19 protein-coding genes are annotated in these 15,392 nt (G+C 68.4%); all 19 read left to right on the forward strand.

Annotated elements, in window-relative coordinates; translation table 11 throughout:
• The first annotated feature begins 153 nt into the window (after nt 1-153).
• On the forward strand, nt 154-1,044 hold the full coding sequence (locus Q4A22_RS10430; protein ID WP_303179252.1) for a hypothetical protein: 891 nt from the start codon (nt 154-156) through the stop codon (nt 1,042-1,044).
• 60 nt (nt 1,045-1,104) lie between these two features.
• Nucleotides 1,105-1,590, forward strand: coding sequence for a hypothetical protein (locus Q4A22_RS10435; RefSeq protein ID WP_303179254.1), 486 nt, complete (start codon nt 1,105-1,107; stop codon nt 1,588-1,590).
• Between the two features lie 9 nt (nt 1,591-1,599).
• Nucleotides 1,600-2,532, forward strand: a complete 933-nt coding sequence (locus Q4A22_RS10440) for a phage major capsid protein (RefSeq protein ID WP_303179255.1) — start codon at nt 1,600-1,602, stop codon at nt 2,530-2,532.
• The gene (locus Q4A22_RS10445) at nt 2,532-2,657 is read left to right on the forward strand and encodes a hypothetical protein (RefSeq protein ID WP_303179257.1); all 126 of its coding nucleotides are present in this window, start codon (nt 2,532-2,534) and stop codon (nt 2,655-2,657) included. The genes Q4A22_RS10440 and Q4A22_RS10445 overlap by 1 nt, the downstream gene beginning before the upstream one ends.
• Before the next feature lie 10 nt (nt 2,658-2,667).
• Nucleotides 2,668-3,147, forward strand: a complete 480-nt coding sequence (locus Q4A22_RS10450) for a Gp19/Gp15/Gp42 family protein (RefSeq protein ID WP_303179258.1) — start codon at nt 2,668-2,670, stop codon at nt 3,145-3,147.
• Complete coding sequence (locus Q4A22_RS10455; protein WP_303179260.1) at nt 3,147-3,497, forward strand: hypothetical protein; 351 nt, start codon at nt 3,147-3,149, stop codon at nt 3,495-3,497. Before Q4A22_RS10450 ends, Q4A22_RS10455 begins: the two co-directional genes overlap by 1 nt.
• Entirely contained in the window at nt 3,469-3,723 is a 255-nt protein-coding gene (locus Q4A22_RS10460) for a hypothetical protein (protein WP_303179262.1), read from the forward strand. The genes Q4A22_RS10455 and Q4A22_RS10460 overlap by 29 nt, the downstream gene beginning before the upstream one ends.
• Nucleotides 3,716-4,111: a hypothetical protein gene (locus Q4A22_RS10465; RefSeq protein ID WP_303179263.1), complete on the forward strand. Its 396-nt coding sequence runs from the start codon at nt 3,716-3,718 to the stop codon at nt 4,109-4,111. Before Q4A22_RS10460 ends, Q4A22_RS10465 begins: the two co-directional genes overlap by 8 nt.
• Before the next feature lie 53 nt (nt 4,112-4,164).
• Nucleotides 4,165-4,746 carry a hypothetical protein gene (locus tag Q4A22_RS10470; protein ID WP_303179264.1) on the forward strand — a complete coding sequence of 194 codons (582 nt, stop codon included), beginning with the start codon at nt 4,165-4,167 and terminating at the stop codon, nt 4,744-4,746.
• An 86-nt stretch (nt 4,747-4,832) separates the two neighbouring features.
• Nucleotides 4,833-5,126 (forward strand): hypothetical protein, encoded by a 294-nt coding sequence (locus tag Q4A22_RS10475; protein ID WP_303179266.1) that lies wholly within the window; start codon nt 4,833-4,835, stop codon nt 5,124-5,126.
• Nucleotides 5,090-5,515 (forward strand): hypothetical protein, encoded by a 426-nt coding sequence (locus Q4A22_RS10480; protein ID WP_303179267.1) that lies wholly within the window; start codon nt 5,090-5,092, stop codon nt 5,513-5,515. The genes Q4A22_RS10475 and Q4A22_RS10480 overlap by 37 nt, the downstream gene beginning before the upstream one ends.
• An 11-nt stretch (nt 5,516-5,526) precedes the next feature.
• Nucleotides 5,527-10,239: a phage tail tape measure protein gene (locus tag Q4A22_RS10485; RefSeq protein ID WP_303179268.1), complete on the forward strand. Its 4,713-nt coding sequence runs from the start codon at nt 5,527-5,529 to the stop codon at nt 10,237-10,239.
• Nucleotides 10,236-11,093: a phage tail domain-containing protein gene (locus tag Q4A22_RS10490; RefSeq protein ID WP_303179269.1), complete on the forward strand. Its 858-nt coding sequence runs from the start codon at nt 10,236-10,238 to the stop codon at nt 11,091-11,093. Before Q4A22_RS10485 ends, Q4A22_RS10490 begins: the two co-directional genes overlap by 4 nt.
• A gap of 9 nt (nt 11,094-11,102) precedes the next feature.
• Entirely contained in the window at nt 11,103-12,005 is a 903-nt protein-coding gene (locus Q4A22_RS10495) for a hypothetical protein (RefSeq protein WP_303179270.1), read from the forward strand.
• The gene (locus Q4A22_RS10500; RefSeq protein WP_303179272.1) at nt 12,002-13,120 is read left to right on the forward strand and encodes a hypothetical protein; all 1,119 of its coding nucleotides are present in this window, start codon (nt 12,002-12,004) and stop codon (nt 13,118-13,120) included. Before Q4A22_RS10495 ends, Q4A22_RS10500 begins: the two co-directional genes overlap by 4 nt.
• Nucleotides 13,121-13,128: 8 nt before the next feature.
• Nucleotides 13,129-14,316, forward strand: a complete 1,188-nt coding sequence (locus Q4A22_RS10505; protein ID WP_303179273.1) for a hypothetical protein — start codon at nt 13,129-13,131, stop codon at nt 14,314-14,316.
• 103 nt (nt 14,317-14,419) lie between these two features.
• Nucleotides 14,420-14,560: a hypothetical protein gene (locus Q4A22_RS10510; RefSeq protein WP_303179274.1), complete on the forward strand. Its 141-nt coding sequence runs from the start codon at nt 14,420-14,422 to the stop codon at nt 14,558-14,560.
• Nucleotides 14,557-15,057, forward strand: a complete 501-nt coding sequence (locus Q4A22_RS10515) for a hypothetical protein (RefSeq protein WP_303179276.1) — start codon at nt 14,557-14,559, stop codon at nt 15,055-15,057. The genes Q4A22_RS10510 and Q4A22_RS10515 overlap by 4 nt, the downstream gene beginning before the upstream one ends.
• Nucleotides 15,050-15,392: hypothetical protein (locus Q4A22_RS10520; RefSeq protein ID WP_303179278.1), on the forward strand; the 343-nt coding region annotated here is incomplete at its 3' end. The genes Q4A22_RS10515 and Q4A22_RS10520, both read left to right, overlap by 8 nt.

Below are 15,392 nucleotides of genomic sequence, written 5' to 3' on the forward strand. Positions count from 1 at the left end.
CTCCGCGGCAGAGCTGAAGCGTCAGTTCGACGCACTGGGTGTGGCGATCCGCGCCGGTGTGGACCCGGAGGACGCCGCCCGGCGCCTCGGGCTGGCCGGCATCGAGTTCACGGGCATGGTCCCGGTGAACCTCCGGGAGTCGAAGGAGGACTGATGGGCGAGGTCGTCCCGTACTCGGCGGTGCAGGGGTACTCGGGGCTGCTGGGTCAGGTCCGGGCCGCGGGTCTCGCGGACCTGGACCGCTTGTTCGCGTCCCTGGCAGGTGAGTCCACGAGCGTGTGCGAGGAGGCGCTGCGGGACGTGCTCCCGGTGCTGGGTGACCAGTACGCGGGGACCGTGTCGATGATCAGCGCCGAGTTCTTTGACGAGCTGCAGGACGTGCAGGGGGTGCGCAAGCGCATCACCCCGGACATCGTGGAGGGCCCACCGAGGGACTCGTGGCAGGCGCTCGCGGGGTGGGCGACGTCGGGCAAGAACATGTTCGAGGCCGCCGCGAATGATCTCGTGTACCGGCTCGTCGTGGGCGGGTTCACGAAGCGGCTCACGGAGCAGTCGGCGGACACGATGATCGGCAACGCGCAGGCGCAGGGCTCGATGGGGTACCAGCGGGTCCCGGCCGCGGGGTGCTGCCCGTTCTGCGCGATGCTGGCGACCCGTGGGGCGGCGTACACGTCGGCGGAGTCAGCCGGGGGTGTGGTGGGCCGCGGGTCCCCGATCCCTGGGGCGCCGCGGCGTGGCGGGCAAGCGCGGGGCATCAGGCCCCGCGGGTCCCGCACGGTCGGGCAGGCGTTCCACGACAACTGCTCGTGTCGTGTGGTGGCCGTGGACCGCGGCAACGCCGTCGAGATGGGCGAGCACGCCGAGCAGTACATGGCCGCGTACGCGCAGGCCGCGCAGAAGGTCAGTGGGGGTCTGGTGACCCGCCACTTCGGGCAGGCCGGTTCCCGGTCGCACGCCCAATTCGATGCTTCCGGGCAGGTCGTCTCCACGAAGGCAGAGACCTCCCGGATCGTGCAGGAGATGCAACGTCTCCTCACCGTTTGACCCCCATCCGCAGGGCCCCGCACGGGGCCCATTTTCATGCCGCACGGCAGGAGGCCAGTCATGTCCGACACCACCACCCCCCAGCAGACCGACCCGCAGGGCACGCCCGAGCAGTCGGCCACGGAGACCCCCGAGCAGAACGCTCAGGAGACCCCCGAGGCCACGGACTGGAAGGCGCTGTCCCGGAAGTGGGAGGCCCGCGCCAAGGAGAACAAGGCCGCGGTCGAGGAACTGGGGACGCTGAAGCCGCAGCTGGAGAAGCTGCAGGCGGAGCGGGACGAGTTCGCCGCCAAGGTGACCGCGTTCGAGACCCAGCAGGAACGGCAGAAGACCGCGGCGGAGGTAGCGGAAGCCGCGGGGGTGCCGGTGGAAGCGCTGCGTGGGGAGACCCGCGAGGACCTCGAAGCGCACGCGAAGGTCGTGAAGGACCTCCTCAACATCAACCGCCCCGGCCCCGTCGTGGGCGCGCAGGGCAAGCAGGGTCGCGTCAACGTGACCGACCCGAAGCGAGAGGCCGTCAGGAACCTGTTCGGCCACAAGGACTAAGGAGCCAGCATGGCAATCTTCGGTACTACCGATTCCAAGGTGCTGATGCCCCGCGAGATCGCGGACGGCATGATCACCGACACCCTCACCACCTCCACGGTCGCGCAGCTGTCGGGCCAGGAGCCGCAGAAGTTCGGTGAGGTCGACTACATGACCTTCAACGACTTCCCGAAGGCCGAGTTCGTGGAGGAGGGCGCTCAGAAGTCCTCCACCACGGGCGGGTTCGGCGCGGTCACCGCGAAGCCCCACAAGGCTCAGGTGACGATGCGTTTCAACGAGGAGGTGCAGTGGGCTGACGAGGACTACCAGCTCAACGTGCTGAGCTCTCTCGGCTCGGCCGGCACCGTGGCCCTGTCCCGGGCCCTGGACCTCGGCCTGTACCACCGCATCAACCCGCTCACCGGCACGGTCGTCTCCGGGTGGGACAACTACGTGGGCGCCACCACCAACAAGGCGGAGCTCACGAAGGGCACCGACGCGGACCAGGTGATCCGCGCTGCCGCCGGGCTGCTCATCAACAAGCAGCGCCCGGTGACCGTGAACGGCCTGGCCGTGGACCCGCGCCTGACCTGGGCGCTGTCCGAGCTGCAGACGAAGAACGCGGACGGGTCCCCCTCGGGCCTGCAGCGCTACCCGCAGCTGGGCCTGGGCACCGGCATGGGAGCGTTCATGGGCATCAACACCGCCCAGGGCGACACCGTGTCCGGCCAGCCCGAGGCCGTGAAGGACACCGGGGTGCGCGGCATCCTCGGTGACTTCCAGTCCGGCATCCGGTGGGGCATCCAGCGGAACCTGCCGCTGGAGCTGATCCGTTTCGGTGACCCGGACGGTCAGGGCGACCTGAAGCGCCAGAACCAGATCGCGCTGCGACTGGAGATCGTCTACGGCTGGTACGTGTTCGCGGAGAAGTTCGCGCTTGTGACCGAGCCGGTGGCCGCCTGATGCCGCGGTTCGAGGACACCTTCACGGGCGTGATCGTGGAGGTCTCCGAGGAGCGGGCCGCGGAACTCCCGGACCGGTTCGTCCCGGTGCGCCCGGCCCGGGAGAAGCCGACCGCGAAGAAGTAGGGGGTGCCCCATGTCCGAGCTGATCCCGTTCGCTACGGTCCAGGACCTGCAGGACCGGTGGCCGGACTTCCCCCCGGGCTCTGAGCGGTTCGCGGCCACCCAGCTGGAGGACGCGTCCCAGTACATCGTGGACGTGTGCCCGGCTGCGGTGGCCGCGCCGGAGGCCACCCGCCGCCGTGTGGTGTGCGCCGTCGTGCGTCGTGCGATGCAGGCCGACGCCGCCGGGCAGGTGGGCGTGTCGCAGTTCAGCGAGACCGCGGGACCGTTCTCCCACGGGGTGACCCCGTCGAACCCCAACGGAGACTTCTACCTCACGAAGCAGGAGCTGAAGTCCCTGGGCGGCGGCAACCAGGGGCAAGCGTTCAGCGTCTCCGCAGGCGGCCCGGCCACGGCCGAGGAGCACCGCCCCTGGTGCTCCCTGGCGTTCGGCGCCCGGTACTGCTCGTGCGGCGCTGACCTCACGGGCGCCGACCCGCTGTGGGAGGCGTGATGGGCTACCCGGTCGTGCAGTGGAAACGCCACGTGCCGGGCGGGGTGGACGGCGACGGGTACCGGGTGCCGGACACGTTCCGGGACCCGGTGGTGGTCCCAGCGGCGTTCGCCCCGGAGTCCACGGTGGAGCCCCGCGAGGGCCTGGGTGTGCGGGTCGTTTCGGACGCGCAGCTGGTCCTGCGGGAACCCATCGACTACGACGCTCGGGACGTGTTCGTCGTGGACGGTGTCCCGTACCAGGCGGAGGGTGTGACCCCGGCGTGGTGGGGGATGTTCTCCGGTCGCCGGTTCGGGCAGGTCATCAAGCTGAGGGGGTTCGATGGGCAAGCAGTTCAAGCTGAACCGTAAGGGCCTGGAGGCCCTCCGCAAGCAGCCGAGGGTGCGTGAGGACCTGATGCGCCGGGCGCGGGCCGTGGCCGCGGCGGCGGGCGGGGAGGACAAGGGCTACAAGGTCACGGACCTGGTCCTGGAGAGCCCCCGCGCCGCCGTGTCGGTCATGGCCACCGGCCACGCCCACCACGAGAACCGGAAGCGGAACACGCTCGTCAAGGGTCTGGACGCGGGCCGTGGCTGAGTTCGTCTTCGAGTCCCCTGTCACCCTCGCGTACCGGTACCTGAACGGCTTCTACCCGGGGCGGGTGGCCCGCGAGGACGAGCCCCCCGGGTACAAGCCGGCGGACCTGCTGATCATCGTGAAGTCCGGAGGCGGCGCCGGTGTGAACCACCGGCAGCTCTCGGACGCCCGCCTGAGCTTCGAGGTGCGGTGCGCGGACGAACGTACCGCCGAACACACCGCGGACAGGGTCCATGCCCTGCTGCGGGACTGGCCATGGAGATCCGACTGCGTGGCCCGCACGGGCACGCACGGGCTTCCCGCATGGGATCCCGAACCGGACCGCCGTATCCCGGCCTTCACGTGGACGATGGAGATCACCTTCAAGTCCACCACCCAACTCACCTGACCCCGCACCCGCGGGGTTTTTTCATGCCCGCACTGCGGGCGGAAGGAGCCATGATGGCCAACTTCGATGTGACCGTCTCCAAGCCCGCGAACCCCTCCGGTGGGGTCACGTTCGGCACCCCCGACTCGACCCTCCCCACGGACGCGAAGGCCGCTCTCCCGGCCACGTTCAAGCCCCTCGGGTACGTGAACGAGGACGGGGTGCAGCTCACCGACGATGCCTCTGACGAGGACATCCAGATCTGGGGCGGGCAGAAGGTCCGCAAGGTCCGCTCCGAGTTCTCCTCCTCGATCACGTTCACCCTGTACTCCACGCGTGACGTGGACGTGCTGAAGGCCGTGTTCGGGGACAAGAACGTGGAGGGCACCGGGTCCTCGATCACCGTGCGGCACAACGCGGACATCTCCCCGGTGCGCCCGTTCACGGTGGAGACGAAGGACGAGTCGGACTTCGCCCGTCGCTTCGTGATCCCCCGCGGCCAGCTGACCGTCTCCGGTGACCGCACCCTGAACCACTCGTCCGCGGACGGGTTCGAGGTGACCATCGACGCGCTCGTGGACGAGGACGGCAACAACTACTACGAGTACACCGAGCTGCCCGCGGAGTCGGCCACGAAGGCCCCCCAGGAAGCGTGATCTGAACCAGTGGCCCCCGGGTGCGACTCCGCCCGGGGGCCCTGCCACACCCCACGGAGTCCCCACACACCTTGAAGGAGAACCCCATGCCCGTGTCCAAGAAGCGCAAGCACGTCCGCAAGTCCGAGAAGCAGCTGACGATGGTGGACTTCGAGACCCCGATCTTCGACGGGACGTTCACGCTCCCGTCCCCGAAGCACATGCCCATCGGTGTCGCGGCCGCCGTGCAGAAGGGTGACGTGAGCGAGATCTTCGCGTGGCTGGAGAAGGCCGGCGTGGACGAGGAAGACCTCGACGCGTTCCGGTCCCTGGAGGGCGAAGAGGTCCAGGACTTCATGACCGCGTGGACCGATGGGGAGACCTCGGTCCCAAAATCCTAGAGGTCCTCGCCCTCTACCAGAAGCACCCTGCCGCGGTCCGTACCCGTCTCGTGGAGTGCGGGCTGCGGTGGGACGACTGCGGGGTCGTGGAGTCCTGGGCTGATGTGCACGCGGTGCTCTCCCAGGACGCCCCGTGGGGGCCCGTGGGGCGGGCCGACAAGGGCAAGGACTGGGCCTGGTACCTGCCCGGCTTCGACCAGCTTGTCGCCGTGTTCGAGGCGATCAAGGAGGGCAACTACATCGCCGCCCACAAGGACCCCAAGAAGTTCAAGCGCGCCCGCCGCCCGTGGGAGAAGGGCGTGCGGAAGCTGGCCGCGAAGGTCATGCCGATCAAGCAGTTCGACGAGTTCTTCGCGTCCAGGTTCTCGGAGCCTGGCGCTGATGGGTAGGAGGTAGGGCCATGGGTCGCGGTGTGGAGCTCGCAACCGGGTACGTCACGCTCGCTGTGGAGACCAGTGGTCTCGCGAAGCAGATCGGCGCGCAGTTCAAGGGCGCCGAGGGTATGGCGGCGTCGTCGGGCCGGAACATGGGCAAGGCGATCCAGAAGGGCCTGGACTCCGCCGACGCCGGCAACATCGAGGACCTGCAGCGCAGGCTCACCGAGAACGAGGCGAAGCTCGCGGCGGCTGCGGATCAGGGCGCCCGGAAGCGGGCGAACGCCGCGAAGCAGGTGGAGATCGCGGAGGCCCGCCTCGCGGAGGTCAAGGCCAAGGGCAATGCGTCGAACTCGCAGATCCTCGCCGCGGAGGCACGCCTGTCCACGTCCCGCCAGCGGTACACGGACGTCTCCAAGCAGTCCCTGGGCCAGGTGCAGCTGTACGCGTCGGCGGTGAAGGACTCCTCGGCGAAGCTGAAGGCCGCGGAGACCGCGAACACCCAGCTGGCAGAGTCGGCCGAGAAGACGAAGCGGTCGTTCTCCGGTTTCGGGGACTCCATCAAGAAGGCCCTCTCGGGCGACTTCAAGGGTGCGTTCGACGGGCTGAAGTCCTCCGCCGGGAGTGCGGCGGGGGAGGCCCGCGGGGCGATCACCTCCGGCCTGTCGTCGGTGAAGTCCGACATCAGCGGCTCGTTCTCCGGGGCGTTCTCCCGGGTCCGAGGTGACGCCGCCACCGCCGCGGGCACCATCGAGCATGAGTTCGCGGACGCCTCCGAAAAGGGCGGGTCGTCCCTGCTGGGCGGGCTGTCCGGGGCGATGGGCAAGATCCCGGCACTGATCGGTGCTGCGGGTATCGGTGCGGCGTTCGCGCAGGGCATCGGTGGGGCGCTGGAGCAGGCGAAGCTCACCGACCGGGTGTCGGCGCAGCTGAACCTCACAGCCCCACAGTCCGCTGTGGCTGGGCGTGCCGCCGGCAGTCTCTACGCGCACGCCTACGGGGACTCCATGGAGTCCGTGAACGACGCGATCGGCGCGGTCATGTCCTCGATGGGTGGGATGCGTGACGCGTCCCAGGGGGACCTGGAGAAGATCACCGGGTACGCCCTGAACCTCTCGTCCGCGTTCGACGTGGACGTGAACGAGTCCGTGGGCGCGGCCGGTGTGCTCATGAAGAACGGGCTGGCCACGGACGCCACCCAAGCGTTCGACCTGATCACGGGTGCCATGCAGAAGGTCCCGGCGGGGTTCCGCGACGAGATCTTTCCCGCGATCACCGAGTACGGCAAGCACTTCTCGAACCTGGGGATCAGCGGTGAGCAGGCCATGGGCATGCTCGTGAAGGGCGCCGAGAACGGCACCATCGGTGTGGACAAGATGGGCGACGCCGTGAAGGAGTTCACGATCCGCGCCACGGACGGGTCGAAGACCACCGGCCACGCCTACCAGGACATCGGCCTGGACATGGACGAGATGACGGGGAAGCTGCTGCAGGGCGGGGACTCCGCGAACGAGGCGTTCGGGCAGATCATCGGCGGTCTGCGGAACATGAAGGACCCGTCTGCCCAGTCTCAGGCGGCTCTGGCGCTGTTCGGTACGCAGCTGGAAGACCTGGGCATGGACCAGATTCCCGACGTGCTGGCGGCACTGGACCCGACGACGGCGGGTCTGGAGGACCTGGGTGGGTCCGCGGACAAGATGGGGCAGCAGCTCAGCGACAACGCGGCCACGAAGGTCGAGGCGTTCAAGCGGTCTATGGGCCAGGGGTTCGTGTCCATCATGGGCGCGGCTATCGGGGCGTTGTCCCCGGTCGCGACCGCGGTGAAGCCGCTCGTGGATTTCTTGGTGAACACCGCCCCCATGTGGGCCCCGGTGGCGCTCGGGATCGGCCTCGTCGCCACCGTCCTGGGCTCGTTCGCCGCGATCTCAGTGGTTGCGTCCGCCGCCGCTACGGGCCTGTCCATCGCGGCGGGCCTGCTGGGTGGGGCGCTGGCGTTCATCACCGCCCCGATCACCCTGATCGTGCTCGGTATCGCCGCGCTTGTGGCCGCCGTGATCCTCGCCTACAACAACCTCGGCTGGTTCAAGGACGGCGTGAACGCGGTGTTCACGGCGATCCAGACCGTCGTGGGCGTCGTGGTGGCGTGGTTCGCGTCGTGGGTGGTGCCCATGTTCCAGGCGACCCTGGCGCTGCTGGGGGCGGTGTTCTCGTGGCTCTACACGACGATCATCCTGCCCGTGTGGAACGGCATCCAGATGGTGGTGTCGACGTTCGTGACGTGGTTCATGACGGTGGCCCTGCCCTGGATCCAGTCCGTGATCCAGGGCATCGGCGCGGTCATGACCTGGCTGTGGGTGAACATCATCCAGCCGGTCTGGAACGGCATCCTCATGTTCCTGACCGTGGTGGTCGCCGCTGTGGTCACGATCTTCCAGGGCATCGTGTGGATCGTCCGCAACGTCCTCGGCCCCGTGTTCTCCTGGCTGTACGCGAACATCATCCTCCCGGTGTGGAACGCGATCCGCGCCGCGATTGGCGCGGCGTGGGCGTTCATCCGCGACTCGATCTTCGGGCCGCTGATGGGCTTCATCCGCGGCCCGCTGACGGCCGCGTGGATGTGGATCCGCAACATCGTGGCCCAGGTGTGGGGTGCGATCCGCGGTGCCGTGTCCGCGGCCTGGGGCTGGATCCGCGACGCCGTCCTGAACCCCCTGATCGGGTTCGTGCGGGGTGCGCTCACCAACGCCTGGACGTGGCTGCGGAACATCGTCACCCAGGTCTGGAACGCGATCCGCGGGACGATCAGCGCGGTCTGGGGCTGGATCCGCAACAACATCCTGTCCCCGGCGATGAACTTCCTCCGGGGCGCGTTCGGGCCCGTGTGGTCCTGGTTGCGGGACCACATCAAGGGCACCTGGGAGAACATGCGCCTGGGTATCTCCATTGGGTGGAACTGGATTCGTGACCATGTGTTCGCCCCGTTCAGGGGTGGCCTGGACCTGCTGAAGTCCGCGTTCACCCGCACGAAGGACGGCATCAAGAACGCCTGGGACCGCCTGAAGGCCGCGGTCAAGGAGCCCATCAGCTTCGTCGTCAACAGCGTCGTCAACCCCTTCCTGGACAACTACAACAAGGTCAACGACTTCTGGAAGGGCGACGACATCGCCACCATCAAGGGCTTCGCCCGCGGTGGTGTGCTCCCGGGTTACCAGTCCCGGAAGCGTGACGACGTCCTCACCCCGATGCGCTCGGGCGAGGGCGTGCTTGTCCCCGAGGTCGTCAAGGGCATCGGCGGCGCTGGCACGATCAACGCCCTGAACGCCGCTGGGAACTCCGGCGGCGTGGGCGCGGTGCGGAACCTGTGGCGCTCCGGGAACCTCCGGGCCGCGGAACGCACCGCGACCGCCGAGCAGGAGCACGGCATGTACGCCGCCGGCCCCGCGGGCGCAGGCCCCAACGGTGGCCTGTGGGGCGCGATCCAGACGCAGATGAACCGCACCGGCAAGCTCTACGTCCCGAACACCACGGTGCAGGGCCGGAACATCGCCGAGGCCGCGAAGGCGTGGATGGGCCAGTCCGCGCTGGACATCATCGCGGGCAGCGGTTCCCCGTCCATCTCGGCGGGCGTCGGTCACCGTGGCCCGTGGGGCTTCGCGGACACCTCCGGGAAGGTCGAGATCTCCACGACCACGCCCGCGAACCGGGTGATGGGCACGATGATCCACGAGCTGGGTCACGTCCTGTCCCTGCAGCACTCCGGTGACGGCACCTACGGGGACACGTCCTCGATCATGTCCGCGGGCATGTCCGGTGGCGATTGGCCGCACGACATCGACTACCAGGTGTTGCGGCGTGTGTGGGGTGAGCCCGGCAAGGGCGTGACCCGGTACTCGTCTTCGGACGTGGACGGGGTCACGGCGGCGTCGATCAACCCCTTGGACTGGATCAAGGACAAGTTGGACAAGTTCGTGACCGGCCCGATGAAGACCGCGAGGGACAAGTTCGGGTCGAACAAGTTCGTGCAGATGGGCACCGGGATCGCGGGCAAGATGTTCGATGGCATCAAGCAGCGCGCCGCGGACCTGCTCGGGAAGCTCCCGGGGTTCGATGGGCTGATGGAGGCCGGCAAGAAGGTCTACGACGGCGTCGCGGGCAAGGTGAAGCTGACCGCGTGGATCACGGAGGCGCTGTCTAAGAAGGGGCAACTGAACCCGGGCAACCTGGCTTCGGGCATCGCCCGTGCGCTGAAGGAGTCCGGCGGCGACCCGAACATCACGCAGAGCAACGCCGTGCGGGACATCAACTCCATGACGGGCAACAACGCGCAGGGCCTCATGCAGATGGTGCCCTCCACGTTCCGAGCGAACATGGAGCCGGGTCACGGGAACATCTTCGACCCGGTGGACAACATCCTCGCGTCCATCAACTACTGCATCCGGACCTGGGGTTCGGTGCGTGGGGGCTGGGACCAGCCTGGCGGGTACGCGCTCGGCGGCATCGTGGACCACGTGTGGGACGCCCCCGTGGGCACTGTGCATGCCCTGCGGCCTGGGGTGTCGACGATCTACAACGGCACCGGGTCCACGGAGATGTTCCAGCGGGTCGACACGACCGCCGCGGGCACCTCTGGGGAAGCCCACCTGCACCTGCACGGCACCGAGTACGACGAGTCGCGGATGCTACGCCGCGGCGCTGAGGAGTGGAGCCGTGCGTTCCGGAAGGCAGGTGTCGCAGCATGAGACGGTCCATGATCGTGTTCCAGGGCCCCACTGGGGTGGAGCTGGTGATGCACACGGGCATGTCCGAGCCGGGTGTGCACCACGTCCTGCAAGACGTGGTGGGCTGGTACGGCGGAGTGGGGGTCGCTGGAGACAACACCCAGCGCACCCTGGGGCACGGGTTGTTCCCGGCCCCGTCCCGCCGTACCGGTCGCGCCCTCACTGTGAAGGGTGCCCTGCTGTTCGAGGACGCCGACGAGCGGGCTGTGGTGGAGCGTCACCTGTCGGCCCTGTTCTGGGACGGGGAGCTCGGCACCGTCATCGTGGATGACGGGCACCTGACCCTGTCCACGCGGGCGAAGCTCGACGGCGACATCGACGTGGAGCGGTGGGGCATCGCAAACCTGAAGATCGCAGTGCCCCTGCTGTGCCCGGACCCGTTCCTGTACGCCCAGGGAGGCACCACCCAGGTGTCACCCCCGGGCGCCGGGGTGGGGTTCGGGTGGTCTGAGGGCGCGTTCCCCGGCGGGGGCGTGTCCTGGCACGAGGGCCGCAACACGGCGGCACGGATCGTGAACCAGGGCAACGCGGACGCCTACCCCACGATCACGGTCCGCGGGTCCTGGCCGAACGGGTTCCGACTCACGGACGGTCGCCACGCGGTCGAGTACCCGCACGCCGTCTACGACCAGTCCCCGGTGGTCGTAGACATGCGCGCCGGGTCCGTGACGGTGCGCGGCGCCGACCAGACGCACAAGCTCACGAAGCGTGAGTGGTTCAAGGTCGGCCCCGGTGAGGCGATCACCGTGCGCGCCGCACAGTTCGCCCCGTCGACGGGGTGGGCGGACATCGTCCTGCGGGACACCTACATCTAGGAGGACACATTGTCGACAGCATGGGGTATCCCTGACCTGCGGGACGCGGACGGCACGATCATCGACGCCACGACGCCGCAGGACATGCAGCTGATCATCGACGCGCAGTACCAGAACGCGGGCATCCTCACGGGTGCCACGGTGGGGTTGCGTGGGGACATGAAGGTGGACATCTACGACGGCGCCGTGGTGATGAAGTGGAACAACCGCGGCTCCGTGCTGGTGCCGGTGTACCGGCAGACCATCACCCTGGATCCCGCCCCCGCCACGGGGCAGGCCACGGTGTCGTTCTACGTGGAGCAGGCCGACACCGCCACCTCGAAGGCCGCCTCGGTGGTGATGACCACGGGCGCGGTCCCCACGGGCCGGGTGGTGCTGGACAAGATCATCGTCCCGGCCGGCACCACGAAGACCTCCAGCTGCACCCGCGCCTGGGACCGGGAGTACGCCATGCACTCCCAGTCCACCCTGGGCGCCCTCTCGGTGGCCGTGGACCAGGGCGGCGATGTCCGCACGAAGGGCAAGACGTACAAGAAGTGCTCCCAGCGGTTCACGGTGGACACGGACCGGACGCTGAACCTGAAGATGTCGGTCACCGCCGGCCGCACGAACGCGTCCGGGGTGTCCTCCATCGGAACGATCGCCGCGTCGATGGGGTCCCTGCGCTATGGGCTGTACGTGGACGACGTGCTCGTGAAGACGTACGAGGTGGGCATCGACAAGCGGTGGCAGACCATCATGCTGGAGACCATGCACAAGGTGTCCCGCGGGGCGCACACCGCGCACCTGGTGTCCCAGTGGGAGTCGGACGGGGACATGACCGGCAACACGAACTGGGTGGTGCGCTGGGGTGGTGCTGACAAGTACACGGGCGACACGCTGACGGTGTTCGACGCCGGGGTCGCGAAGTGACCTGGCAGGTGCACCTGGTGGAGACCGTGTCGGGCACCGTGGGTCGGGCGCTGGACCCCGTCGCGGGGTCATGGTCGGTGGAGGTCAACAAGACCGACTCCGGGTCCGTGACCGTGCGGAAGGCAGACCTTCACGGGCTGGACCTGTTGTGGTTCACCCCGTGGAAGACGTCGGTGCTGTTCTCCTACGTCACCCCGGACGGCGACGTGGTGCCGTGGTGTGGTGGCCCGATCACGGGGTGGCCCTCCGAGTCCCTGGAGACCCTGGAGCTGTCCTGGGCGGGGATCCGGAAGATCTTCGAGCGTCGACACCTGGAGAAGGACCTGAAGCTGTCGGGCATGTCGCTCGGGTCGATCGCGTGGGAGCTCGTGCGCGCCGGGATGGACAAGCCCGGCGGTGGCCTGCCGATCATCCACGGCACCCCCACGGAGGTGTACGCCCCCGGCCATGAGCGCACCTACGAGGCGTTCAACCTGGCGAACAACGTGGTCGACAAGCGGCTCACGGAACTCTCCGAGGTCGTGGGCGGCCCGGACATGATGTTCCGTCCCGAGTGGGCGGACGAGGACCGGACCCGGGTGCGGTGGCGGTTCGTGCACGGCACCCGCGTGGACCCCTCGATCCCGCAGACCTGGGTGCCGGACTGGGATGCGACGTCGCAGGCGGACGTGGTGGACCTGGACCTCACCTCGGCGGCGGAGTCCATCGCCTCCCGGGTGTGGGGCACCGGCGCGGGGGAGGGGAAGGCCACGGTGATCACGAGGGCCGAGAACCTGGCGCTCGTGAACCTTTACTTCCCGTTCCTGGAGTCGGTGATTTCGGACCCGGACCAGACGAAGGCGGAACCGATCCGCCAGAAGTGCGCCGCGGCGCTCGCGGGTGACCGGCGGATGGTGGACCAGCTGTCGCTGACGGTGCGGGCGGACTCGGTGAAGAACCCGCTCACCTCGTGGTGGGTGGGGGATGACGCCCGGGTGACGCTCCCGGACACGTTCTTCACGATGCCCGGGGGCACGAGGGACATGCGGGTGATCAAGGCCTCGGGCGGGCTGAACGAACAGGTGGCCGTGGAGCTGCAGGAGGGTCAGTGGTTCCGGCCGGCTGACGCGATCTAGGAGGGCACGTGAAGTACGAGAACCAGCACCCGGATCTCGCGGAGCAGGTGAAGTCCCTGGTCCAATCCGCGAACTCGGTGAAGACCGTGCCCCATGGGGTGAAGACGGTGGAGCCAGGAGAGGGTCTGCAGCTGCTCTCCTCGGATGGCGCGGAGATCTTCTGGGACTGGGAGACCGCGAACACGTGGGACACCCGGATCCAGGAGGGGGCGGCGCTGATCGACCAGACCCGGGCCACGCTCGCGCAGACCGAGCAGACCCTCGCGGACGCGCAGGACCGGATCGGGCGGGTCGCGGCCGGGGAGATCGAGAAGATCGACGGGCACATCATCATCAACGGCACCGTGGACCTGCCTGCTCTGAACGTCACCGGGGAGCTGTCCACTGCGATCGTGAAAGCCCTGGACGTGACTGCCCGCCGCGGCATCTTCACGGAGGGCCTCACCGCCCAGGAGTCCACTCTGCTGGGCACCACGGTCGCGGAGGCCATAAACGCCGGCACCGTGGCGTCGCGCATCATGACCTCGGGTCTGCTGCAGACCACCACGGACGCGGCGCGTGGGGTGAAGATCGACAACGCGGGCATCCGGGCGTGGGACGAGACGGGTTCCCAGACCGTGCAGATCAACGGCCGGAATAACTACATGGTGGGCGAGCTCTCCACCGCCCCGGACAAGCAGCGCGTGCGCCTGCGCTCCACGGGGTCCATCGCCGCTGCGGACTTCTTCGGGTCGAACAACACGAAGGACCACCTCGCGATCTGGCATCAAGCCGACGCAGGCGTGGACACGGTCTCGAAGATCATCGCCCACAACGACATCGCCCAGGTCAAGGGCAACCCCGGGATGCTCATGTTCCCGTTCCGTGGGGAGTTCGCGTTCACGGGCCGGTGGGCGCAGGAGTCCGACACGCTGAAGTTCTTCCGCTACGACAACAGCTCGGGCATCGGGGCCGGGGCGTACCTGGACCTGACCTACACCTACACGTTCCCGTTCACCAGCCAGTACACGGTCCTCATGCCGTTCCTCTCCGTGGAGGCCGCTTCGGGGCGCGAGTGCGTGGTCACGGTCATGGCCCTGACCTACTCCACGATCAAGTTCAGGGTCGTGAACAAGTCCGCGGGTGACTCCGGGGCGCTGAAGGTCCGCGGGGTGGTCTTCAACATGAACAGCTACGTCTACAACAAGTACGAGTGAGGGGGCGCCCTGATGGGGACGTTCGAGATCAACGAGACCGGGCTGGTCATCGACGGGGAGTACCTGCCCGACAAGCCGAAACCGACAACGGAAGGATCCACCCATGAGTGACCTCACCGCCGAGCAGTACCAGCGGATCATCGCCACGCTTTCCTCGCAGAAGGCGCAGGCTGAGCTGGCGGCACTGGAGTGGCAGGTCCGCTACGAGGCCGCCACCCACGCCACCGAGGGGACACCCGAGTGAGCGCGTTCATTCCCTCCCACGACCCGCCCCTGTGGTGGGAGCGGGCGCTGACGCACCCGGTGATCTGGGTGGCGGTGTGGTCCGTGCTCGCGGGCACGATGCTCGCGGTGTCCCCCTTCGTCGCCGAGTTCACCCCGTCCCCGTCGTTGGGGCGCATCCCGGGGTGGACGGCCGCGCTGCTGTCGGTCACCCAGATCGCCGGCGGCGCCTCGGCAATCGTGGGGCTGCTCAACGACTGGGAAAACCGATCACGAGCCTGGAACACGGAGCAGGCCGGGTGGGTGCTGATCAGCACCGGATGGGTCTCCTACGCCGTGGTGGTCATGCAGGTGCTCCCCGGGTCCACGATCGCGTGGGGCTCAGCACTGATGAGCGTCGCCGCCGCGGTGACCCGCATCATCGCCCTGCACCTGATGGCCCGGCGCACCCGGGCGAAGCTGCGCGAGCTCAGGGCTGCGGTGATGACCGAGCAGGAGGTGGAGCACCACGATGAGTGAAGACAGCATCGTCGCGATCGTCGTCGCGCTCCTCGCCGGCGGTGGGCTGTGGCCGTTCCTCTCCGCGCTGCTCCCCAAGAAGGACCCGCCGATCCAGAAGTCGGATGCGGAGACCGTGGCCGCGCACACCTCCCAGCAGATGACCCTGGCTCTGCTCAACGAGGTCCAGGAGGAGCTGCGGCAGACCCGCACCAACGCGGACCGGGAGTTCAAGGCCAGGCTGCGTCTGGAGCGCCAGGTGCAGGAGCTGCAGGTCGACCGGGAGGAAGACCGCCGGGAACTGGGCCTGCTCCGCCAGGCCGTGGAAGTCCTCGTCGGGTGGGGCCGCGACATCC

Origin of the sequence: Kocuria sp. (genome assembly GCF_030530945.1) — a bacterium.
Taxonomy (GTDB): domain Bacteria; phylum Actinomycetota; class Actinomycetes; order Actinomycetales; family Micrococcaceae; genus Kocuria.

Bases quoted from the DNA above. Each gene is read 5' to 3' on its own strand.
- Q4A22_RS10430 (WP_303179252.1), top strand. From the start codon at position 154: ATGGGCGAGGTCGTCCCGTACTCGGCGGTGCAGGGGTACTCGGGGCTG.
- Q4A22_RS10435 (WP_303179254.1), top strand. From the start codon at position 1,105: ATGTCCGACACCACCACCCCCCAGCAGACCGACCCGCAGGGCACGCCC.
- Q4A22_RS10440 (WP_303179255.1), top strand. From the start codon at position 1,600: ATGGCAATCTTCGGTACTACCGATTCCAAGGTGCTGATGCCCCGCGAG.
- Q4A22_RS10445 (WP_303179257.1), top strand. From the start codon at position 2,532: ATGCCGCGGTTCGAGGACACCTTCACGGGCGTGATCGTGGAGGTCTCC.
- Q4A22_RS10450 (WP_303179258.1), top strand. From the start codon at position 2,668: ATGTCCGAGCTGATCCCGTTCGCTACGGTCCAGGACCTGCAGGACCGG.
- Q4A22_RS10455 (WP_303179260.1), top strand. From the start codon at position 3,147: ATGGGCTACCCGGTCGTGCAGTGGAAACGCCACGTGCCGGGCGGGGTG.
- Q4A22_RS10460 (WP_303179262.1), top strand. From the start codon at position 3,469: ATGGGCAAGCAGTTCAAGCTGAACCGTAAGGGCCTGGAGGCCCTCCGC.
- Q4A22_RS10470 (WP_303179264.1), top strand. From the start codon at position 4,165: ATGGCCAACTTCGATGTGACCGTCTCCAAGCCCGCGAACCCCTCCGGT.
- Q4A22_RS10475 (WP_303179266.1), top strand. From the start codon at position 4,833: ATGCCCGTGTCCAAGAAGCGCAAGCACGTCCGCAAGTCCGAGAAGCAG.
- Q4A22_RS10485 (WP_303179268.1), top strand. From the start codon at position 5,527: ATGGGTCGCGGTGTGGAGCTCGCAACCGGGTACGTCACGCTCGCTGTG.
- Q4A22_RS10490 (WP_303179269.1), top strand. From the start codon at position 10,236: ATGAGACGGTCCATGATCGTGTTCCAGGGCCCCACTGGGGTGGAGCTG.
- Q4A22_RS10510 (WP_303179274.1), top strand. From the start codon at position 14,420: ATGAGTGACCTCACCGCCGAGCAGTACCAGCGGATCATCGCCACGCTT.